Source organism: Desulfosporosinus sp. FKB (assembly GCF_002196705.1).
Lineage (GTDB): Bacteria > Bacillota > Desulfitobacteriia > Desulfitobacteriales > Desulfitobacteriaceae > Desulfosporosinus.
The window spans coordinates 33,813-53,542 of sequence record NZ_NADJ01000013.1 but is presented as its reverse complement, the minus strand read 5'-3'; the positions used below and the strand labels follow the sequence as shown (position 1 = coordinate 53,542).

The following is a 19,730-nucleotide window of genomic DNA, read 5'->3' as shown; positions in this document are numbered from 1 at the left end:
TAAATTTTCAATAATCCTAACCCTCTAATCCCTTATATATTGGGGATTTCCACCCTTTCCGTTGATTTTTCAACATCGTATTTTAGTTATTATGTAAAGTAGTGTATATTTTACTGTAGGGGGTAATAACTAATAACAGCCTGAAAAGCTCGATTCGGATTTATAAGCAAACTTATCCGCATCAGTGATTTTTCAGGCTATCGGTGTTTACAATTACTATATTTTGCTAATACTTCTCTTACAAAATTTCACTTAGTTTAGGATAAACCGTAAGCACATTTCGATAAAATACAGCTTCGTGGTACTCCTCCGGTATAACATGCTTGATAAATTCTACATAAGGTTTAATCGGTACAAGTGGCCAATCCGATCCAAAAAGAACTTTATTATAGCAATTCGATATGACTAAGGCTTGTTGAATATACTCAACGTAAAGTCTTTTAGCTTTGGTTTTCATCACGTGCTCTTTATTCCCTGCAATGAGTCCGGATAAGTCGGCGTAAACATTTTGGTTCTTGGCGGTGACCTCTGCTGCATCAATCATCCACGGGACGCCCATATGACAGATCACAAACGTAACGTCCTCTTGTTTTACAGCTAACTCATCAATTGTTAACGGATGGGAATATTTTAAAAGCCCTTTTGGGGATTGTGTATCCCCACAATGAATCGCCACGGGAACTTGATATTTGCGAGCAAGCTCATAGATGGGATCATAAATCGAGTCATACACGTAATATGGAAAATAACCGGGATAGAGTTTAATCCCTGTCACCACCCTTTTTTTAAGTTCTCCTTCAATATAATCAAGTTCTTTGTGATCTTCCTTCAGCCTTTCAGGATTGACCCCTACACAAGAAAGTAATCTTTCTACAGTCCCATCTTCCAAAACAAATTCTTCCGGACTCCCCGAAGGTTGGTTGGGTTCTCGGCTGGGCGTTGACATGATGATTCCAGCAACAACACCGGCTTGTTCAAACTCTTGTCTTAGCCCTTGAGCACTAAATTCCACTTGTGATATATGTTTGGCCGTTTCATAAAATCCAGAGCGACAGGAAAAATGCAAATGCGCATCAATGATTTTCAAAATAACATCCCCCGTATTTGTTATCCTTTCAATTTCAAATATGTTTATTTCATTATATCATATCTTCATTTTGTTATTGTTCCTGTCTAAATTTCGCTAATGCATTAGCGAAGGCCGTTTTCACAGGGATATTAGCCTTATGATTTTGTAAATATTTATTAACTTCCTGACAGATGAGCATTTCTCCCAAGTTCGAACATCTTCTTCGCTCCTATTAATTGCTCCTATAGTATCTTCACCTACAAACCTCCCGATATTCGGAAAGATGTATACCTTGGCTTCGTTATTAATGTCCAAGTTCAATTCATGAGTCGAAAATTCTAATGGAAGATTGCAGGTAGATACAAATGGAGAAATCGCAAAATGTGATACTTCAAACCCGTAAATAGATGGTACATCGTCGTATTACTGACAATTGTCATTTTCATAACTTCTTTGGTACTAACTCCCTTATCAAAGGTAACTTCTTCTAACAAACGATTAATGGTTCTCCTAATTGCATTTTTTAATGTGATAGCATTCTCTCGGCTCTCATTGGTAAAGGAAATAAGGGGACAGGTACACTGTTCATTTCTGAACGGCGAACCTGTCCCCTGTTTTCATCTATATCCTTTCTAAAATAGCTACGCCTTGGACTTCACCAATTCCGCCATTGCCGTGAATTAAACCATATTTAATATCTCCCTTTTTCATGGCAGCACACATTTCAATCAAAGCATTTAAGGCTGGGTTGTTCCAGGGTGCTCTCGCGAAGTTCATTCCGCCGGTAATTGTAATTTCATGATTTGATAAAAACTCCGGTAATTCCCAGGGGTTCTCCACCATGTTTGTGGTTAATAAAAATGCCAAAGGAATCGGGGGATAACATGTATACAATTCTAAGTACAAATTCCCACGTTTGAATTCTTTAAGAACGTCAATTTTCGCTTGTCTTTGAGCTTCTAAAAAGGAGCTTTTTAAATGGGCAAAGAGGTTACCTTTTTGCCCAACAAGTTGACCAATGCCTTCAGGTATACCTTTAACCATTCTGTATTTAGCCCCTGAAACTTTGACTCTTCCAGATGGGATATTTAATAGATTAGCAGTTCTGTCATTTACAAGAATAACGCCCCCGGCAAAATCAACATTGGGGTTTGCGCAATCTGTTATTCTAAACAAATCTCCCTTTAGATCGTCAAGAAATCTGCCTCTGTCATAAGAAACTTCCCGGCCTATTTTTTGGGCATACGTTTTTCGATAATTTCTATATAATTGGTCGGATAGCTCTAAGAAATATTCCTTTGAGATGCCCAGTTCTTCACACATTTTGTGAGCCGCTAAATTGTAGCACTCAATAATACTTTTACTTTTGAAAATGTCCATGGCTTGTTTTACGATGTCTTTTCCATATAGCTGTTTATTTGTTAACAAAGGGTCATATCCAAAAATAAAAATTGCATCATACAGATTCTCATTAATCAGTTCTTTAGCATCATAGAGTGCCTGCACGGGGCTCGCGCCGCTTTTATAAGTATGTATTTTGTCGATTGAATGACACCCCATGATATTAAAATAGAAGTCATTAGCAGCTTCAAAACTATTTAGGAGGGGATCAATAAAAAAATAGGCTATCCTTTTTTTATTTGAAGATAGGATTTTATTAATTGCGATCGCTTCTCTGAAAATTTCCTTTAATCCTTCTGGGGTTACTTGGTTTCCTTCACAGTCCGAATATTTTTCAGAGTAAATTATCGTTGCCATATTTAACACCTTGCTTTCGACTTAAATCTGAGCATCATCTCCTAGTGTTAAATACATTCTATCATAGTTAGTGAACCTCCCCTACCTACACTTTAAGAACGAAGTAAGACCGGCAACTATATGCAATTGCTGCATATGGGCCAGGTTCATGGCATCTGCTACTTCTCACCTTAAGCAATCCGTAGATACTTTTGTTCATCCAGAATCTTTCCCTGCACCTGATTCATGTTTACCGGAATCTTAATAAAGACCGTTGTTCCGATACCTTTTTGTGATTCAATATTAAATTTCCTTAAGTGCATCCAGCAATTTCTCTCGTTCGCGATGGTTCTGGCTAAGAGATACTGTCATTCTATTAAAATCCTCGGTTAAGACTCCAATTTCATTCTGCGAATGGACAATTCCATGGACATCCAATTCTCTTCTTCGTGGTTTTGATTCGACAATGCATATAATGAAAATTGATAATATAAGTATTTTATAACATAATTAATTTCATAAAACAATTACCGATAAAGGATGAACAGATGAACATCATGAACCAAATAGAATTAAGTGCGAAAGTTTTAAAGGCGCTAGGCCATCCTATTCGTTATAAGATTGTTAAATTTTTGCTCGATGAACCGAAATGTGTCTGTAAACTCACTGAAGATGTCGAATTTAGCCAATCCAACTTATCACAGCACTTAAAGATCCTCAAAGAGGCTGGTGTGCTTGTAAGCGAGAGAGTTGGTCTCAATGTCCATTACCGTATCAGCAGCGAGAAAGTAAAAGCAATTATCGAACTAACGGATGAGTTTGCTATTGCCCATATTAAGAGCATACAGGAATCTATTATTTAAGGAGGAACTGGAAATGGAGATCAAAATTCTAGGCAGCGGTTGTGCCAACTGTAAAAAATTAGAGGCTAATACCAGAGCAACTATTGCAGAGATGGGAATCGATGCCTCAGTAACAAAAGTTGAGGACATTAAAGAGGTCATAAAATATGGCGTCATGAGAACTCCTGGATTTGTGATTAACGAAAAGGTAAAATCCTATGGAAAAGTATTGTCTACTGCAGAAATTAAAACGTTAATTCAAGCACAAAATTAATTATGCTAAGCTTCCTTGTCTATCAGACTTCTACAACTTAACCTTAAAACCGTCATCGAGGATGACGGTTTTTTTTGGTTCTTTTGGCCTGACTCTCTTGAAAAAGAAAAGTCGTGCCACTATAATAATATTAGAATTTACTTAATTACTTATTGATGAGGTGAACTTCTAGCAGACTAGTCTCTTCTAATCGGGGTTATAGCCACTAACAACCTCTCTTTCTAAGCACATAACCAGCTTAAATAGGAATACAGGAAGTGATTATATGTTTACAACATTGATGTAGCAAAGGCTGGCTTATTAATCAGTGCTTACATGATACCTTTTGGCATCTTTCAGGTTATTTTTGGACCTTTAGCCGATCGATATGGCAAGAAACAAATAATTACCTTTTCTATGATTGCTTTCACTGTTGTCACGGGGCTTTGTGCTTTCGGCAGCACTTTGACTAGTCTCGCTATTTTTAGGGCCTTAACAGGAATTTTTGCTGCATCCGTAATACCAATTTCCCTAGCCTTAATTGCTGATGTCTTTCCTCTTCAAGAACGCCAGGGGGCCATTGGCAACTTTATGGGCATTTCTTTTCTAGGTCAAGGTTTGAGTATGGTTATTGGCGGAACCATCGCTTTTTTCCTAAACTGGCGAGGGGTTTTCGCCGCCTATTCTGTTTTTTCTTTGATTCCAACGATCTTACTTCTAATAAACTACAAAAGTCTGCCCTCGGAAAAACACCCTGACAGTAAAATACTGGCACCCTACAAAAAACTCCTAGCGACTTCCAAGAGTCTTCTGACCTATATTTTAGTTTTGCTGGAAGGCATTTTCATTGTGGGCAGCTTTTCCTATATCGGCTCATTTATTGCGCAAACTTACCACTATAATTTCTTTTATATTGGCCTTATCATGACCGGTTTTGGGATCATGACGGTTATAGGCGGACGTTTGAGCGGCAAACTCTCAGCAAAAGTGGGAGCTAGAACAGTATTAACGTTAGACCTGTTATGTGCTTCTCTGGCTGACATGATCATCCATTATCTGGGGGCGAACTTAATCCTATTGATTTTAGGAGTTGCCATGTTGGGGCTTGGTTTTATTTTTACGAATTCAACGCTTCTTACAAGAGCCACAGAGTTTGCCCAAAAGGCCCGTGGAGCAGCTATGTCCCTAGTTGCCTTCTGTTTTATGGGTGGTGGTGGTGTTGGCACTGCGATTGGAAGCAGACTCATTGCAGCCTATGGATTACTACAATTGTTCATTATTTACGGAGCTGCTTTAGTCGCTACGCTTTGCTTAAGTTATATCCTGATTCGTGGACGTGTCGTTGAAATTAATGAGGCTTAAAGCTAACCCAAACTAGTAACAAGCATACAAAGGAGGATTTACAAATGGATTTGCAAACAATACTCGAATACCTAAGAAAAGAAAACGGTGAAATACCAAAGCCAACACTTCGCCCCTAATGGACGAAATGCTGGCTGTAAGGTCTATAACAAATTTCCAATTTCAAGGTTTTTTAAAAGAAGTCCAAGAGGAATATCTTTGAGCGAACTTACACCAAGACAGGTCTTCGCCGCTTTGGTAAGCACCCGTATATCATACCATCCGGGGTAAACTGGTTCGACGGGTTTTTCTAAGCCAAGCAGTCCATAGACGGCCATCATTGCACTGCGGACCGAGTATTCAACAGTGAATACGCAATCATGCGGAATTTCCGCAAACTGACCAAGGAAACCGAAATTCCTGCTTCCTGCGGGAATCACATCCGGCCTGTCGCCTGCAACACGCGGCATAAACTGAGAAGTAATATAAGGCATCATTGCCGGAATTACATTGACCGTGTGAGACAAAATTTCCGAAATACGGTCTTTTAGTCCCATGTGATAAAGCAGTTCTTCAAACATCTCACGTCCGGTACACTCGGAATACGTTTTTCTGATATAGTCGCCGGGTACATCCATGTTTAGTGCATAGGCCCATAGAACTTTAACATTGTCGGGTTGACCGATAAAATGCGGATGTTTCGGGACAACCCAGCTCATCAGCCAGCTGGAATCCTTAATTGTTACCAGTCCCCCCATACCCGGCTTGTCACCCGTCAAACTCAGAATGTGCGGGAACACGATACCATCGTCTTTTAAGGTAATTGTAAAGCTCATCCACTTTGTTTTGTCAATATTGGAGCAGAATGCTTCCGGATGACCGAAATCGGGTGACTTCACGGCTATTTTCTCCCAAACGGAGAAGCAGCCCTTATCGTCCGAACGGTTAAGCGGAGCAGGTGTATTGAAATCCCCACGCTCAGTATTCTGGGTCATTGAACCGTTTGTGAAGAGAATAAGATCATCTTCGGAGACGGCAATCCTGCCGGTTTTATCGTCCTTAGAATAATGGACACTGGTTGCTGTTTTTGTATCCTTGGAAAAGTCAAAATCAATGTCGGTTACTGTGTAGCCGCAGTCAAACTGCACACCGTTCTGTTTCAGCCATGTAATTAACGGCAAAATCAGTGAATCGTACTGGTTATAATCAGTATGCAGGATGCCTTTCAGCTGGTTCATTCCATCAATCAGGTGCATAAAACGTTCCATGTATCGTTTAACTTCAACGACACTGTGCCACGGCTCAAAGGCAAACATTGTAACCCAGAAATACCAGAAGTTTGTCCTGAAAAATTGGGGAGTGAAGTATTGTTCAATGGTCGTTGCCCCCAGCGCCTCTTCTGTCAGCATGTGGAGCTTTGCCAATTCCAGAGCATTTTTCGTGCTGAGACCGAAAGAAGAGAAATCCGCCGGAGTACCCTGCTTCTCTAACAAACGGCAGTGGGATTCAATTGGCTCATCGATATTCAGTTGATGAAACTCATCAAGTACACTGACTTTCGGGTCGGAAAGCGAGGGAATAAAACTAAACAGTTCACTGAAACACTCAAAATGCGATTCGATTTCGCGTCCGCCCCGTGCAGTGTAACCCTTTTCAGCCGTTCCTGCACCATCCATTGACCCTCCAAGACGATCCAGGGATTCCAATATATGAATATTTTCTCCCGGCATATGCGCTTCATGAATCAGAAATGCTGCTGCAGAGAGAGAACCGATTCCACCACCGATAAGGTAAGCATGCCGTTTTTCAATGTTCTTCGGAGCCTTTGGGGTGATTCTTTCATAGTTATACATAAAAAACACTCTCCTTTTCAAGCAAGTAATCTTTGGATATAGGCTATCTTCAGCCGTTCCGCAAGACTTGCTATAAAAAAGATAGTATAAATCAGAAGAGTGCTCAATGAACAAAAAGGGATACGTGTGCAATAATTACACAGATTATTGAAAGTGTGTAATTTCAGCATCTATTAAATTTTCTAAGAGTATTTACAATGTTTCCACTCATCATTTGATCGATTTGTTTTAACATATGCTGAGGAGTTTCCCGTAAATCTCGCTTAAGCCAAGAAATAAACACACCCATCAGGGCATTTGAATAAAATTCGCAGCATTCAAACTTAATCTCTTCAGACAACACCATGCTTTTGGAGATATCTTCTATAATCCTGAACAAAAAACGATAAAATACACGTTGCAAGAATGCTTCCAAATGGTCTCTTCCCAAGGAACGGTATGTGTTTAGGCAGATCATGCGATTGTCTGCCGTATAATCCAAAATCAACTGAAGTCCTTGCTGCCATTGGTCTAGCGTGCAGTATTGATCAACACCGTCGATTACTTCACGGCTAAAGATCCAACCAAGCAGTTCATAGACATCATGAAAATGATTGTAAAATGTATGCCTTGTGAATCCACAATCATCGGTAATCATCCTGACATGAATATGGTTAATAGAGTGGGACAACATAAGCTTTTTTAACGAATTAGCAAGCGCAGTTTGTGTGATTGCAATGTTAGACATATAGCCCTCCGATGTAACACTTTTATATTACGAAGTCCCCTTGGCTATGTGGTAGGTTGTGGTTAGACAGGGAGTAGTCTATTCTCATACAAATTCAAACTTCCATTGGTCCTGTTTAAGCCAATTAAGAGACTCTTCGTCAAACAGACGATTGTTATATTAGTCGCGTTGTATGTTCGGTACTAATCCCTTGTCGGTATAAAATCTGATGGTATGCTCTGTAAGATTTGTTTTCTGAGCTACTTCTTTGACAGTATACATTGCTCTGCCTTCTCTTGGAAAAAATGCCTGACTTCGTGTCACTCGAATGCGCTAAAGTAAACGTATCAGGAAAAGAAGGCGAAGTAAAGTCTTACTACCCTCGATTTGGCATACTTTTATCTTATTTACAGAATGGAAAGTAATTATCAAAAGCCATAGAAGTTCACTTGGTGTGCTGGCAAAATAGAGAATATTGACACAATGAATTGGGATAAGTCATTATTATTGGTGAATGAGTTGCAATAATAAACTGAGATCCCTGAAAAATATCCCTGCAAGAATGAACTAATCGAATAGCTCTGAAAAACAGAATCCCAGACCGAAAAGGTTTGGGATTCTATCGTATTATTCATCGTTAACTTTGTGATAAAATCTATTGCCAGTTCTAGGATCATAATAGACTCTAAGTTTATGACCGCCAACTGGGTCAATGGATAACTCCACAGTGGCTACATGACCTATTGGGCTGCTTTTTCATTAGCTTAATATTATTCTTCCTCTAATAATCTCTTATAATAAAAATTACTTGTATATAAAGCTGCTGCAGGATTATGCCCCGTAACTCTATCTTTAGTAATGAGAGTTGTTACTATTGCTTCAGAATACTTTATGAACAATGAATCATGTCCAACACATAAACCAACAATAACATTCAAATCCGTTTTAGCTTCATTTAACAACTTTGCTTGTAAAATGGGATTGCATATTCCTTCGAAAGAATCTTTTTGTAACTTTAATTCATTGGGAATTCCGATTTCTGTTTTATCAACCGATCCGACCTTACATATTACACAATAACACTCTAACCCTTTTGCCTTTAAAATTTTGCTGAATACTTTTGCTTCATTATGTAAACCAACACAAGTAGCAATCCCTATTTTTTGGGCTCCTATTCGCTTGGCAAAAGCAACAATTTCTTCAGCACGAGTCAATTTGCCATAATAAATTCCTTCTATTTCAGCAGCAGTTTTTGCCAGTTTAGCTACTAGATCATCTCCCTTATATAAGTCAATGCATTCATCAATTAGTCCTTGTCGAGTATTCGTGGTCAAACAAAAGCTCGGGAATTTCTTATCCTGGTGAAAACAGTTTGCTGCTCCACAATCACTGCAGCTTAGAGATTTTGTCGTTTCTTTTTCCATTTTTTATCCCTCACAAAATTATAGTTATTGATTATAATACAGAAAGTTCCATTCTGCGATTATAGTTATCTAGTCGTCTTTACAAAAGACACTAAATATGGCCTGTGATGTGAAAAAACAGGGGTTTCCGCAACAGAGACATTAATATGAACATCATAGATTACCTACGCGACAGAGCCAAATAAACATTCTAGATAAAACAGTCCTCCTCTCACACTCGTTAATTTGTACTACCCTTTCTTTTGGCTGAGAATCAATTAGCCTTATGGTTTAATTCGGATTATGGTATTCCGGAATACCATAATCTTCACAAATATATTAAAGTAAAAAAATAGTTTATTATGTATGGAATGTCATAACTACTAACTCGTAACTCGACTCCTTGTAAGTTAAGTGTCTAGAGCCGTTGCCAGTACTTTTAAATGTTTTTCCATCAAAAGAGCAGCAGATTCACTATTTTTATCTTTTATCGCCCGAAATATGTTCTTATGATAATCCAGAGCTTTATCTCGATTGTTGGAATCATTCAAAGTTTCTTTTCTCGAAAATAGCAACAATTCACTTAAAAAATCATTTATTTTGACTAGAATATCATTTTGGGAAGCCTTAATTATAGCTGAATGAAAACGCAACGACGAATTTTCTATGTCTTTATTCATTAAAATATTGCGTTCCATTTCAAGAATAGGATCTTCAATATCATCCAAATCGTCGTTTGACCTTCGCTGTGCAGCTAACCAAGCCGCTTTAACTTCAATGGCCTCCCTTACTTCAAATAAATTCTTCAAACTATTAGCAGGATCTAAAGTTAAAAAACCTATATTATTTAATAATTGATGGATATCGAGATTTCGAACGCAAACACCTTTTCCTCTTACATACTGTATTGCTCCTAAATATTCCAGAATCTTCAATGCTTGATTTACTGGCATCCTGCTTACACCCAAAATTTTGGCAAGCTCTCTTTCGGAAGGGAGAACATCGCCATCTTTTAGGTATCCCTTTATGATCCAATGACGTATTCTTTCAACAATTTGTATATACAGTGAAGATTTATCTGTCGTCTTACTGAGTTCCTGACCCTCTATCATAATTTCCATACAATACCCTCCTGGTATTCTGGAATACCATATTATTTAGAATTAATTGTATATTTTTAGAACAATTGTGTCAATAGCTTCTTTACCTACGCCCCACATAGAACCCTTAGGCAAATTTGATTTCCGCTATACAGCAATACGCTGACAAAAGCCTTTGCAGTTTAATCTGTAACTTTTCCCAGAACTAAAACAGCTCTATAGCGAATTTTGGAATTCAGTATTTTTTATAAGCTAAATCTATTTGCTCTAGTATGCATGGAGATATTCAGTTTATTTGTTACTTCTTTGGTCGAATAACTCATAGGTTTCACCTGATTTTAATTTAGACTATAGACTCCACTCTATAGCAAGGATTTTGTAATATAATCATGCTTAATGGTCTTCTTCTATAAAATTGCACTTTCACTTTTCCCTGATCGGTGGTCCCATTCATCATCCAGCAATTCTGTTAAGTTGAGATACACCTTCGGCAGTTGATAAGATATCGGTTTGACTCGTTACCAGGTGGCTACCTCCCTTCGTCAATTCAAGTCAAAGTTTAGAGGCTTACCTTCAGCGATGCTTCTATTTTTAACTGTTTCATCCTGGGGAATAAACCCATCTTTAAAGTGGATAATACGCTTACTATATTGGGAAAAATATCCGGTTCATGAGTAACAAGGACGATGGTAATGCCCTTAGCATTCAATTGCTGCACTTCCTACTATCCCTTGGCAAATAGAAATCCCCTGTGATCGATACTCTCATCACAGGGGACAGCTTTCGCGCCGTTTTATTTTCCGCCAATAAAGGAACAGTCCTTATTAATTGTGCCTCTCCTTTTTTTATCATCTCTTTTTATTCAGTTTGTCAGCTGCCTTCCTCATGTTCTCAGCAACTCTAAATTTAACTATTTTACTTATTAGGCTATAAGGTATCGGCTTTTTTATTGGAAATTGGACTGCTCCTTTAGAACTCTTATGTTCCATTAATTCCTGTTTAAACGCCTCAATCCCACTTGAAGTTGGATAAAAGCCTATGTGATTTTTACAAGCAGCAAAATATACTAAAATTCCGTGCAAATCAAAAGCTGGCATTTGATAGCTAATCTTTTCTTTTGCATCTGGTGCTGCTTCTTTTATAACTTTTCTTAACATCTCAAGTATTTTCTGAATATCAGGAGGAAATTGCAAAATATATTCATCAACTGACTTAGGTCTCATTTTTTCCTTCCTTCTTTCATTCTCCTGCTTGGTAGTGCTTAATCTTGGATTTCAGGGATTATTTGCCATGGATATCAAGCCTAGTCTCTTATGCTCGAAAGTAAGTAATTACTGAGCATGTTTCAGAATCATAACGTCACAAGGCCGCTTATTTTCCCGAAAGGAGCCGCCTTGCTCTAGACGTTTTGCCTGCTTAATTTCCTAAATCGAAGAATTCCATTAATTACGTAGCATTCATTCTCCGTCTACGTGTATTATAACTTCTCACGAAGATCATTCGTTCGATTGGTGTTGAGGCAAGCTTAATAAGCCGTGCCTGTTTGGCTTCGATATTTTGGGGCTGATTAACAACATTTTTTTCAAATATGTTCTAAAATAATTGTTCCCACGGCTTTAGATATGATTAATTACCTAATTCATTGATTAATCTCTTAAACGTATTCTAAGCCGGTTGCGGTGAATCATCTCGAACAATCCCAAATTGATGAAATAGATCTTCCCTGGAACTATCCTCATCCCTAAGTCCAAAAAGCTCATAATGAGAAATATTGAACGTCAGTCGCGGTATACCCGCCTTAACAAGATTATTTTCTCTTAAGTTACATAATATACGTTCTACAGAAGCTGGTATATCATCTAAAACAATTGGTTGGTCTTCGAAGACATCAACATAAAAATTATAACTGGGATATTATGCCACTAAAATATCCCACTACATATAGTAACTATATATAAATTAAGAGAGGTGATATTCAAATGTATAGTTGCCCACCTGTGATCTGTCCTCCACAATACTGTGTGCATGATTGTTTTATTCCTCGGATGGTTCCTTATATTCATCCGGTAGTGCATGTCATGCGTCAAAATATAGTGAATGTTCCTCAGCATTTTTATCAACCAATGGTTAGAAACGTTGTTTTTGATCCAGGCTGCCCCGGTTATGACCCAAGAAGGGTTCAACCACAAGTTGTTGAAACTGCTAGATTTACTGGAGGAAGAGGTTAGAAACAATTACGACTATATTACCGATGAATTTTTAATATCTATTTCTTCTGATTATCTTTGCTAAGAGCCCCCCTAGGTAAACAAATATCTGGGGGGGGCTACATTAGGTGAAGCATCATTATTTGCAATCCAAATTTCTACTTCTTGATTAAGAGAGTATGTTTGGGTATAACGGATAAACAATTTTCCTTAAATAATATATTTTACTTTACATAGTTAAAGCCTTAATGCTTATGTCCCTGTGAATAATCATTTCCACACAAAACTGCCTCGTCATGTGGGTGACTCTTATCTTCAGGTTGAATTGTAACATGTCCAATTCCCAGATGTACTAATTTGTGTTCTACGGTCCTAAGAAGGTTCTGCATTTCCCCAATGGTCGTTTTAGTATCTACTACCGTATGGCAGGATAAAGCAATTCTTCCGTCTGTAATTGTCCATACGTCTAAATCATGGACCTTTTGAATGCCATTTACCGAAAGAATTGTATCATGTACTTTTTTAATTTCAATTCCAGCAGGGGTTCCTTCCATCAAGATATTCACGGTTTGTTTTATAATTCTCCATGCTCCAAAGGCAATTAGCAAGGCAATCAGAACGCTTAGAATTGGGTCAATGACATACCATTTCGTAAAAGCTATTATTATTCCGCCCACGATAACCCCAGCTGATGCAGCGGCATCGCCCAGCATATGGAGGACCGCACTTTTTACATTGATATTTTCATCATGACGCATCCCTAATCCAAGATACAAGTTTATTGCTAAGCCCACCCCTGCACTAATAAACATCCAAGTTGGCGTTACAAGTTCGGGGGAACGAAAGCGACCATATGCCTCCCAAAATATCCAAAGAGTAATTAAAACCAATGTGACAGCGTTGATAAAAGCCGCTAAAACACCTGCACGGTAATACCCAAAAGTCATACCCTCGTCCGAAGGTTTCCTAGATTGCCTAATAGCATACCATGACAGTCCAATAGCTGCGATATCTGTAAGTACATGCCCCGCATCAGATAATAACGCTAAACTGTGGGAAATAAATCCACCCGTAACTTCAACGATTAAAATAACTAGCGTTAGGAAAAACGCTAGTTTCATACTGCCTTCTGGCGCATGGGAATGAAACAATCCATGCTCGTGTTCGTGATCATGTTTATGGCTATCTGAACTCATTTTAACTCCTCCTGAATTAACATGTCAGGCCTGCGCTTGTTCTTTCCATTCAGTAAGAAAATTTATGTTTCAATGATCTCCTTTATACGCGAGCATGCCAAATTGGCAATAGTATCATCAGTTCCTAATTCTTTAGCAACTATAATTTCGATTTGAGGAAATTGTGTTTTAATGTCCTCAATTTCTTTATAAATCTCTGTACTAACATACATCCCACGGAATAAGAACAAGGGCATAATGATGATGCGCATAGCCCCACTTAGTATTTTTTCAGTAATAGCACTCGGTAAGTCCGGCGTACCATGAGACCCGAAAGCGGGTATTACAGAGCTGCTAAGAATGTGAGTTACCTTATCTGCCACTTCGACAAGTCCATGATTCGCCTCGGAATTTCGGCTACCATGTCCAAGTAAAATTATTCCCGTATGCATTGACTCTTCCTCAATCCTCTCCAGTCCAACTCACATCTTCCCAAATATATCCCAGTGTTACAACAAAGGTTAACTCCATCATACTTATAAACGGATAAAACCTTTTTACTTGCTTATAGAATATCTTTGGCAGTTAAGTATTGACTTTATACTCGCTTACTCATTTTCAGTTTAGCAAAAAATTACTTAGTAGATTTTATCATTCATGACCATATTGGCTGCCCGCCATATGATTCTCAGACATATGATACCCAGACGTATTTATATTTAGATTTTCATTGTGATGAGTACGATAACCATTTCTGCGCTCATACTGCTGCAACGGTTGGTGTTGTTGAGGATTCATATTAGTGACGTGGTGCCCAAAGCATAATCGATACGCCCAATAAGCAAATTACTGTGCCTATCCAATCCCACCGGTCGGGCACTCTTTTATCAATAAGCCAGCCCCATAAAACAGCTAAAAATATGAATACCCCTCCATAAGCAGCATAAACTCTGCCAAAGTTCGGAAACTTTTGTAAAGTGGGGATGATACCATAAATGACAAGTATGATTCCTCCAAGAATACCAAACCAGAATGGCTTTGATTCCCGAAGCCAAAGCCACACTAAATAACCTCCCCCAATTTCCGCAAAACCAGCAATAACAAATAGCATGATTGCATTCATATAAACCAATTCCTTTTTGTTTTAAATTACCTATGCACATTCTAATTTAGATTAGAATGTCTCCATATTTATCGTTTTAAGGGTATCAAGAAATTGCCTTATTTCATCTTCGTTCAAAACTGAAACCATCTGTTCAGTTAATTGCATGTGGTAGTTATGGTGTTCCTCAAAGGCTTTCTTACCTTTTTCTGTTAGAACAATTAAGTTAACCCTTCTATCTTCCCGTGTTGATTCACGTTTTGCGAAATCTTTCTTTTCGAGTCTATCGACCGTTACCGTCGTAGTTCCCGTCGTAACTCCCAGTTTTTGCGCTAGAGCTTTCATATTTATTTTTTCGTGTTCTCCCAATACCTCCAAGGCATGTGCCTCTGAAATTGTTAAATCACTAGCACGTACTATTGAATTTTCCCAAGACGAAAATCCGTTAAAGAAAAATAAGAGTTCATTTGTTAACTCCTGAATCATATAACATCCCCCAGTATAGTAAGAATATTTTACTGTTTGAATTTCAAGATATATTATATTAAATATATTTATTCAAAACAATAGTTTTTAAGTAGGTTGAAAAATTGTTCAGAAGCAAAACCGACAGAATCAATTTCTTCTATCGGTTTCTGGCCTAACTAAAATAATGCGTGCCTTTGTTAACCTTACTGGTAATCCAATTAACCAAAAGAATGACAAGGAATAGCACGGGAACAGTTGCTATGACATCTTGGAAGCTGTCAGTCAGAATTTCAACCAACTAAACAACCCCCTGCTTTTGACCTTAAACAAGTCTTTAATTTCTTTTTCCTTGAGGTCTTTCCCGATCAGACAGAGCTTACCGCTGGCTTTGAAACGACTTTTCGAAATAATAAACTGTCCGTTAGTATAACTGAAATCCCAGTATCCCTGGGTACTTTGGAGGAACCCTTTCCCTCTCAAGACCTGTCCATTCTGGGGCTGGCTGAGGGAAGTCAGAATTTGCTCCAGTTCCTCCCGGCTATGGGCTCTGGAAGTTTTAATGGCTAAAGCTTGAAATTCATTTTCACTGCAAGGCTTATAGTCTGTATGGAGAATATCACTCAAATCCAGGTCCGCCGAACTGCTAAGAAGGCTCTGTGGGAAATTTCCTGAAACAATGTTTCTTTATTCACAATGTTCCTCTAGCATACAAAAGTTAATAATACTTAGACTTATAGTGTAAAGATCAGATTGCACTTATATAGGTGACTTAATAAATAATCCCCTGCACGTTAGATGTCCTTTTCCGTTCATCAACGTACAGGGGGATTATTATTCTTGATCTCTTATATCAATATTTATTCAATTCTCACTTCCAAGCTACTCAAAATGCAGAGCATCAATGGGGTGTAGTTTCGCAGCCTTTTGAGCTGGGAATACTCCAAAAATTATCCCGATGGCGAATGAAAAGGCAAATGCCATGATGATCGGTGAAGTTGAGATTTGAGTGGTCATTCCCGCAAATTTATTGAGCAAGGATGAGCCACCGGCTCCAAACCCAATTCCCAGAACACCTCCGAGCATACTTATAATCACCGCTTCTATCAAGAACTGAAGCATAATCGTTTTTCGTTTGGCACCTATTGCCTTACGAATTCCTATTTCGCGTGTTCGCTCTGTTACGGAAACCAACATAATGTTCATAATTCCAATTCCACCAACTAAGAGGGAAATGGCCGCAACCCCACTGAGTAAGAGAGTCAAGGATTGAGATACACCTTCGGCAGTGGACAAAATATCCGTTTGACTCGTTACCGTAAAGTCATTGGTTGCATTGATACTCAAACCATGCTGTTGGCGTAAAATTTGAGTAATCTCAGCGCTTGCTGTATTCATCAAATCAGAGCTTTTTGCTTCGACATAGATTGTGCGAATACTATCTGAGCCGATGAGCCGGGTTTCAGCCGAGGAAATCGGCACTACGATTTGATCATCGTTGTTGCTTGCACCGCTAGAGCCCTTGCTCTGTAAGATTCCGATGACTTCGAATGGTACTTGATTGATATTAATTGTTTCTCCAACCATATTGGTATTGGGATTACCCGTTAAATCTTGTACGACGGTTGTACCGATCACGGCTACTTGAGCATTTTCTTGGTTTTCTTGATCGGTGAAAAATCGTCCTATACTTGCTTGCTGATTACGGACATCTGCATAGGAAGAGGTTGCTCCCACAACCGTTGTGCTCGTGTTCTCGCTCCCGTAAACGACCTGTTCCTGTTTACTGGTCGTGGGGGCAACATTTGCGACGGCATCAGCACCGCTTTTAATGGCATTAACATCATCTATGGTCATGTTATTTAAACTTCCCATACCACCTTTAACGCCACCTGTATTGGATTGACCTGGCGTTACAATGAGTAAATTCGACCCCAATCCCTGGATCTGATCGGCAACCGATGCCTTGGCACCTTGACCGATGGAAACCATAATGATCACCGCACCCACTCCGATAATGATTCCCAACATCGTTAGAATAGAACGAAGTTTATTTGATCTTAGGCCACGCAGAGCAACTCGGATATTTTCCAGAAAATTCATTTGCTGGCCACCTCCGTTCGCCAATTCAAGTCAAGTTTTAGAGGCTCACCTTCAGCGAAACTTCTATTTTTAACGGTTTCATCCTGGGCAATGATTCCATCTTTAAAGTGGATAATACGTTTACTGTATTGAGCAATATCCGGTTCATGAGTTACAAGGACTATGGTAATTCCCATGGCGTTCAATTGCTGAAAGATATTCATAACCTCTATGCTTGATTTGCTGTCGAGGTTTCCAGTCGGTTCATCCGCCATGATTATGACTGGATTATTAACTAGAGAACGGGCAATAGCAACCCTCTGCTGTTGCCCTCCGGATAATTCATTGGGTTTATGATGAAGCCGAGCGGAGAGTCCAACTGCGTTCAGAGCATTTGTCGCTCGAATCTGCCTTTCCCAGGCACCTATTCCGTGATAAAGCATGGGCAATTCAACATTTTCTAACGCCGTCGTTCGGGATAAAAGGTTAAAGCTCTGAAAGACAAAGCCTATCTTGCGATTGCGGATGTCAGCCAGCTCATCCTCACGGGCATAGTTGATATTCAAATCATCTAACCAAAACTCTCCTGATGTGGCGGTATCTAAACAACCGAGAATGTTCATCATCGTCGATTTACCGGAACCGGAAGGCCCCATGATGGCTACAAATTCTCCGTCTTCCACTGTCAAATTAATTCCGGAAAGTGCTCTAAGTTCAATATCTCCCGTCTTATAAATTTTGGTAATCTCTCTGAGTATTATCATCCAATCACCTTCTTCCTAACCTTGAGTTCTGCTAAAGGAACCGCTAGTTCCACCTGCATTGCCGCCTCGGCCACCTCCGAAGCCAGCGCCATTGCCGCCTCCGAAATTACCCGTACTTCCGCTTAATGCTTTATTTAAAGAATTGCTTGACTTTGAAGTTGAAGAATTTGTTTGCGAGCTGCGGATTCCCACTACAACTTTATCTCCAGCTTGGAGCCCTTTAACGACTTCAACATTTTTGCCATCGTCCAACCCTGTTTCAATTGTTTGAGTCACCGGTGTCGTGGAACCAGAGTTCAGCACAGATACAGTTTCTGTTGATCCATTTGTATGGACAGCTGAGCTTGGGATTGTGAGGACGTTTTGTTTTTGAGCAATAATTATGGTTACATTAGCAGTCATTCCGGATTTCATTTCGCTATTTTTATTAGTAACATTAAGGGTTACATCGAAGGTTGTTACTCCGCTTTGCGATGTACCCGTCGGACTCACTTTAGTTACTTTTCCGGAAAACGTCTGACCTTGATAAGCATCCAAGGCTATATTTGCTGACTGACCTACACTGACTTTAGCGATATCCACTTGGTTGACAGGGACAACCACTTGCATTGTATCAGAGCTGCCCATCATCGTGATCAAAGCACTACTCCCTTGGCTCCCTGTATTACTTGAGGAAGACTGGCTACTTGAGGAAGTTCCACTTGATGAGGCTGAGTTAACCTGTCCATTGATAGCGGTAATAATTCCAGCGGCGGGCGCTTTAATGGTTGTATCGGCAAGAGCAGTCTCCGCAGTATTATAAGCGATTTGGGCTGCAGAAAGTTGAAGCTGAGCAGACTCAAGATTGGAGCTGTTAGATCCGGATTGATCCACTTTTGCTTGGGCTTGGATAAGATTTGCCTGCGCTGTATCGAGCTGAGCTTGAGCCTGACTGGGATCAAGTTTGGCTAATTGTTGGCCAGCCTTCACCGAGTCACCGACTTTGACGTCAATTTCAGTAATTTTTCCTCCGCTGCTTGAAGACAAATCGTATTCATTGAGCGGTTGAATTGTTCCTGAGGCAGTCACTGATTTTTCAACAGTACCCATTCTCACTGTCCCACTAATATAACTTGGTGTGGCTGCTTTAGCATTCTTGGTGTTGTAGAGTATATTTCCACCAACCAATGCTACAGCTACAATTAGGACACCGGAGATAACCCATTTAATTCGTCCTTTTTTCATACCTTGCAACCTTCCTTTTTCACTCTGTATATTTTTCACAAAATTACCTCCAAAAGTAAGTTATTTATTACTTTGTCATTATGGAGGATAAATCTTAAAATAAAATGAGTACAACCTGAAAGTTTGCTGAATATCTGCGGCAAGTTAATTAAAAAATAAACTTTTATTAACGGTATTGCTTTGAATCATAGATATTCTAAGCTGTTTTTTAAATAATGGAAAATGTAAGCAATATATTGTTTCACTAAATACAAATTTAAAAATCAAATCTAAAATCCCATATATTTATTTTAAAATGACAAGTTTATTGTTTCTTATTTCTAAAAGTAATTATAAGTTATCCTATTGAACCCTATTGGAGTCTGTTGAATTAGTAACGAAAAATATTGTTGGGATGGCACAAAAAA

At 39.0% G+C, this 19,730-nt stretch carries 21 protein-coding genes and 1 pseudogene; 4 read left to right on the top strand and 18 right to left on the bottom strand.

What is annotated here, in order from left to right; translation table 11 throughout:
• Window positions 1-238: 238 nt before the first annotated feature.
• From B5Y67_RS03570 to B5Y67_RS26110, 4 genes and pseudogenes are all read right to left on the bottom strand, one after another.
• Window positions 239-1,087 (bottom strand): amidohydrolase family protein, encoded by an 849-nt coding sequence (locus B5Y67_RS03570; protein ID WP_088225177.1) that lies wholly within the window; start codon window positions 1,085-1,087, stop codon window positions 239-241.
• Between the two features lie 120 nt (window positions 1,088-1,207).
• A pseudogene (locus B5Y67_RS24815) lies at window positions 1,208-1,584 on the bottom strand (hypothetical protein).
• Window positions 1,585-1,690: 106 nt separating this feature from the next.
• Window positions 1,691-2,827 (bottom strand): hypothetical protein, encoded by a 1,137-nt coding sequence (locus B5Y67_RS03565; protein WP_088225274.1) that lies wholly within the window; start codon window positions 2,825-2,827, stop codon window positions 1,691-1,693.
• Between the two features lie 170 nt (window positions 2,828-2,997).
• Window positions 2,998-3,129, bottom strand: coding sequence for a hypothetical protein (locus B5Y67_RS26110; RefSeq protein WP_282432744.1), 132 nt, complete (start codon window positions 3,127-3,129; stop codon window positions 2,998-3,000).
• A 234-nt stretch (window positions 3,130-3,363) separates the two neighbouring features.
• Here B5Y67_RS26110 and B5Y67_RS03560 point away from each other — a divergent pair, with 234 nt between their 5' ends.
• The 3 genes from B5Y67_RS03560 (at window position 3,364) to B5Y67_RS03550 (ending at window position 5,263) form a co-directional block, all read left to right on the top strand.
• Window positions 3,364-3,669 carry a metalloregulator ArsR/SmtB family transcription factor gene (locus B5Y67_RS03560; protein ID WP_088225273.1) on the top strand — a complete coding sequence of 102 codons (306 nt, stop codon included), beginning with the start codon at window positions 3,364-3,366 and terminating at the stop codon, window positions 3,667-3,669.
• A 13-nt stretch (window positions 3,670-3,682) separates the two neighbouring features.
• Complete coding sequence (locus B5Y67_RS03555; RefSeq protein ID WP_088225176.1) at window positions 3,683-3,922, top strand: thioredoxin family protein; 240 nt, start codon at window positions 3,683-3,685, stop codon at window positions 3,920-3,922.
• Between the two features lie 276 nt (window positions 3,923-4,198).
• Window positions 4,199-5,263: an MFS transporter gene (locus B5Y67_RS03550; protein WP_282432747.1), complete on the top strand. Its 1,065-nt coding sequence runs from the start codon at window positions 4,199-4,201 to the stop codon at window positions 5,261-5,263.
• A gap of 143 nt (window positions 5,264-5,406) precedes the next feature.
• On the opposite strand, the gene B5Y67_RS03545 is transcribed toward B5Y67_RS03550, so the two are convergent.
• The 6 genes from B5Y67_RS03545 to B5Y67_RS03520 form a co-directional block, all read right to left on the bottom strand.
• Entirely contained in the window at window positions 5,407-7,095 is a 1,689-nt protein-coding gene (locus tag B5Y67_RS03545; protein WP_088225174.1) for an oleate hydratase, read from the bottom strand.
• A gap of 163 nt (window positions 7,096-7,258) precedes the next feature.
• Window positions 7,259-7,822, bottom strand: a complete 564-nt coding sequence (locus B5Y67_RS03540) for a TetR-like C-terminal domain-containing protein (protein ID WP_088225173.1) — start codon at window positions 7,820-7,822, stop codon at window positions 7,259-7,261.
• Window positions 7,823-7,981: 159 nt separating this feature from the next.
• Complete coding sequence (locus B5Y67_RS03535) at window positions 7,982-8,083, bottom strand: MerR family DNA-binding transcriptional regulator (RefSeq protein ID WP_242975814.1); 102 nt, start codon at window positions 8,081-8,083, stop codon at window positions 7,982-7,984.
• A 488-nt stretch (window positions 8,084-8,571) separates the two neighbouring features.
• Window positions 8,572-9,225: a DUF1847 domain-containing protein gene (locus B5Y67_RS03530; RefSeq protein ID WP_088225172.1), complete on the bottom strand. Its 654-nt coding sequence runs from the start codon at window positions 9,223-9,225 to the stop codon at window positions 8,572-8,574.
• Between the two features lie 389 nt (window positions 9,226-9,614).
• Complete coding sequence (locus B5Y67_RS03525; RefSeq protein WP_088225171.1) at window positions 9,615-10,325, bottom strand: FCD domain-containing protein; 711 nt, start codon at window positions 10,323-10,325, stop codon at window positions 9,615-9,617.
• Window positions 10,326-11,152: 827 nt separating this feature from the next.
• Window positions 11,153-11,527 (bottom strand): DUF1801 domain-containing protein, encoded by a 375-nt coding sequence (locus B5Y67_RS03520; protein WP_088225170.1) that lies wholly within the window; start codon window positions 11,525-11,527, stop codon window positions 11,153-11,155.
• Between the two features lie 756 nt (window positions 11,528-12,283).
• Between B5Y67_RS03520 and B5Y67_RS03515 the strand changes: the two genes are divergently transcribed.
• Window positions 12,284-12,532: a spore coat protein D gene (locus B5Y67_RS03515; RefSeq protein WP_207652388.1), complete on the top strand. Its 249-nt coding sequence runs from the start codon at window positions 12,284-12,286 to the stop codon at window positions 12,530-12,532.
• A gap of 224 nt (window positions 12,533-12,756) precedes the next feature.
• On the opposite strand, the gene B5Y67_RS03510 is transcribed toward B5Y67_RS03515, so the two are convergent.
• The 8 genes from B5Y67_RS03510 to B5Y67_RS03475 form a co-directional block, all read right to left on the bottom strand.
• Window positions 12,757-13,707, bottom strand: coding sequence for a cation diffusion facilitator family transporter (locus B5Y67_RS03510; protein WP_088225169.1), 951 nt, complete (start codon window positions 13,705-13,707; stop codon window positions 12,757-12,759).
• Window positions 13,708-13,769: 62 nt separating this feature from the next.
• The gene (locus tag B5Y67_RS03505) at window positions 13,770-14,138 is read right to left on the bottom strand and encodes a CbiX/SirB N-terminal domain-containing protein (RefSeq protein WP_088225168.1); all 369 of its coding nucleotides are present in this window, start codon (window positions 14,136-14,138) and stop codon (window positions 13,770-13,772) included.
• 347 nt (window positions 14,139-14,485) lie between these two features.
• Window positions 14,486-14,809 (bottom strand): YnfA family protein, encoded by a 324-nt coding sequence (locus B5Y67_RS03500; RefSeq protein WP_088225167.1) that lies wholly within the window; start codon window positions 14,807-14,809, stop codon window positions 14,486-14,488.
• Between the two features lie 51 nt (window positions 14,810-14,860).
• Complete coding sequence (locus B5Y67_RS03495; protein ID WP_088225166.1) at window positions 14,861-15,274, bottom strand: MarR family transcriptional regulator; 414 nt, start codon at window positions 15,272-15,274, stop codon at window positions 14,861-14,863.
• Between the two features lie 264 nt (window positions 15,275-15,538).
• The gene (locus tag B5Y67_RS03490) at window positions 15,539-15,880 is read right to left on the bottom strand and encodes a GTP-binding protein (RefSeq protein WP_170932569.1); all 342 of its coding nucleotides are present in this window, start codon (window positions 15,878-15,880) and stop codon (window positions 15,539-15,541) included.
• 255 nt (window positions 15,881-16,135) lie between these two features.
• Complete coding sequence (locus tag B5Y67_RS03485) at window positions 16,136-17,356, bottom strand: ABC transporter permease (RefSeq protein ID WP_088225164.1); 1,221 nt, start codon at window positions 17,354-17,356, stop codon at window positions 16,136-16,138.
• Entirely contained in the window at window positions 17,353-18,099 is a 747-nt protein-coding gene (locus tag B5Y67_RS03480; RefSeq protein ID WP_088225163.1) for an ABC transporter ATP-binding protein, read from the bottom strand. Before B5Y67_RS03480 ends, B5Y67_RS03485 begins: the two co-directional genes overlap by 4 nt.
• A gap of 15 nt (window positions 18,100-18,114) precedes the next feature.
• Window positions 18,115-19,362 (bottom strand): efflux RND transporter periplasmic adaptor subunit, encoded by a 1,248-nt coding sequence (locus tag B5Y67_RS03475; protein ID WP_088225162.1) that lies wholly within the window; start codon window positions 19,360-19,362, stop codon window positions 18,115-18,117.
• Window positions 19,363-19,730: the final 368 nt, after the last annotated feature.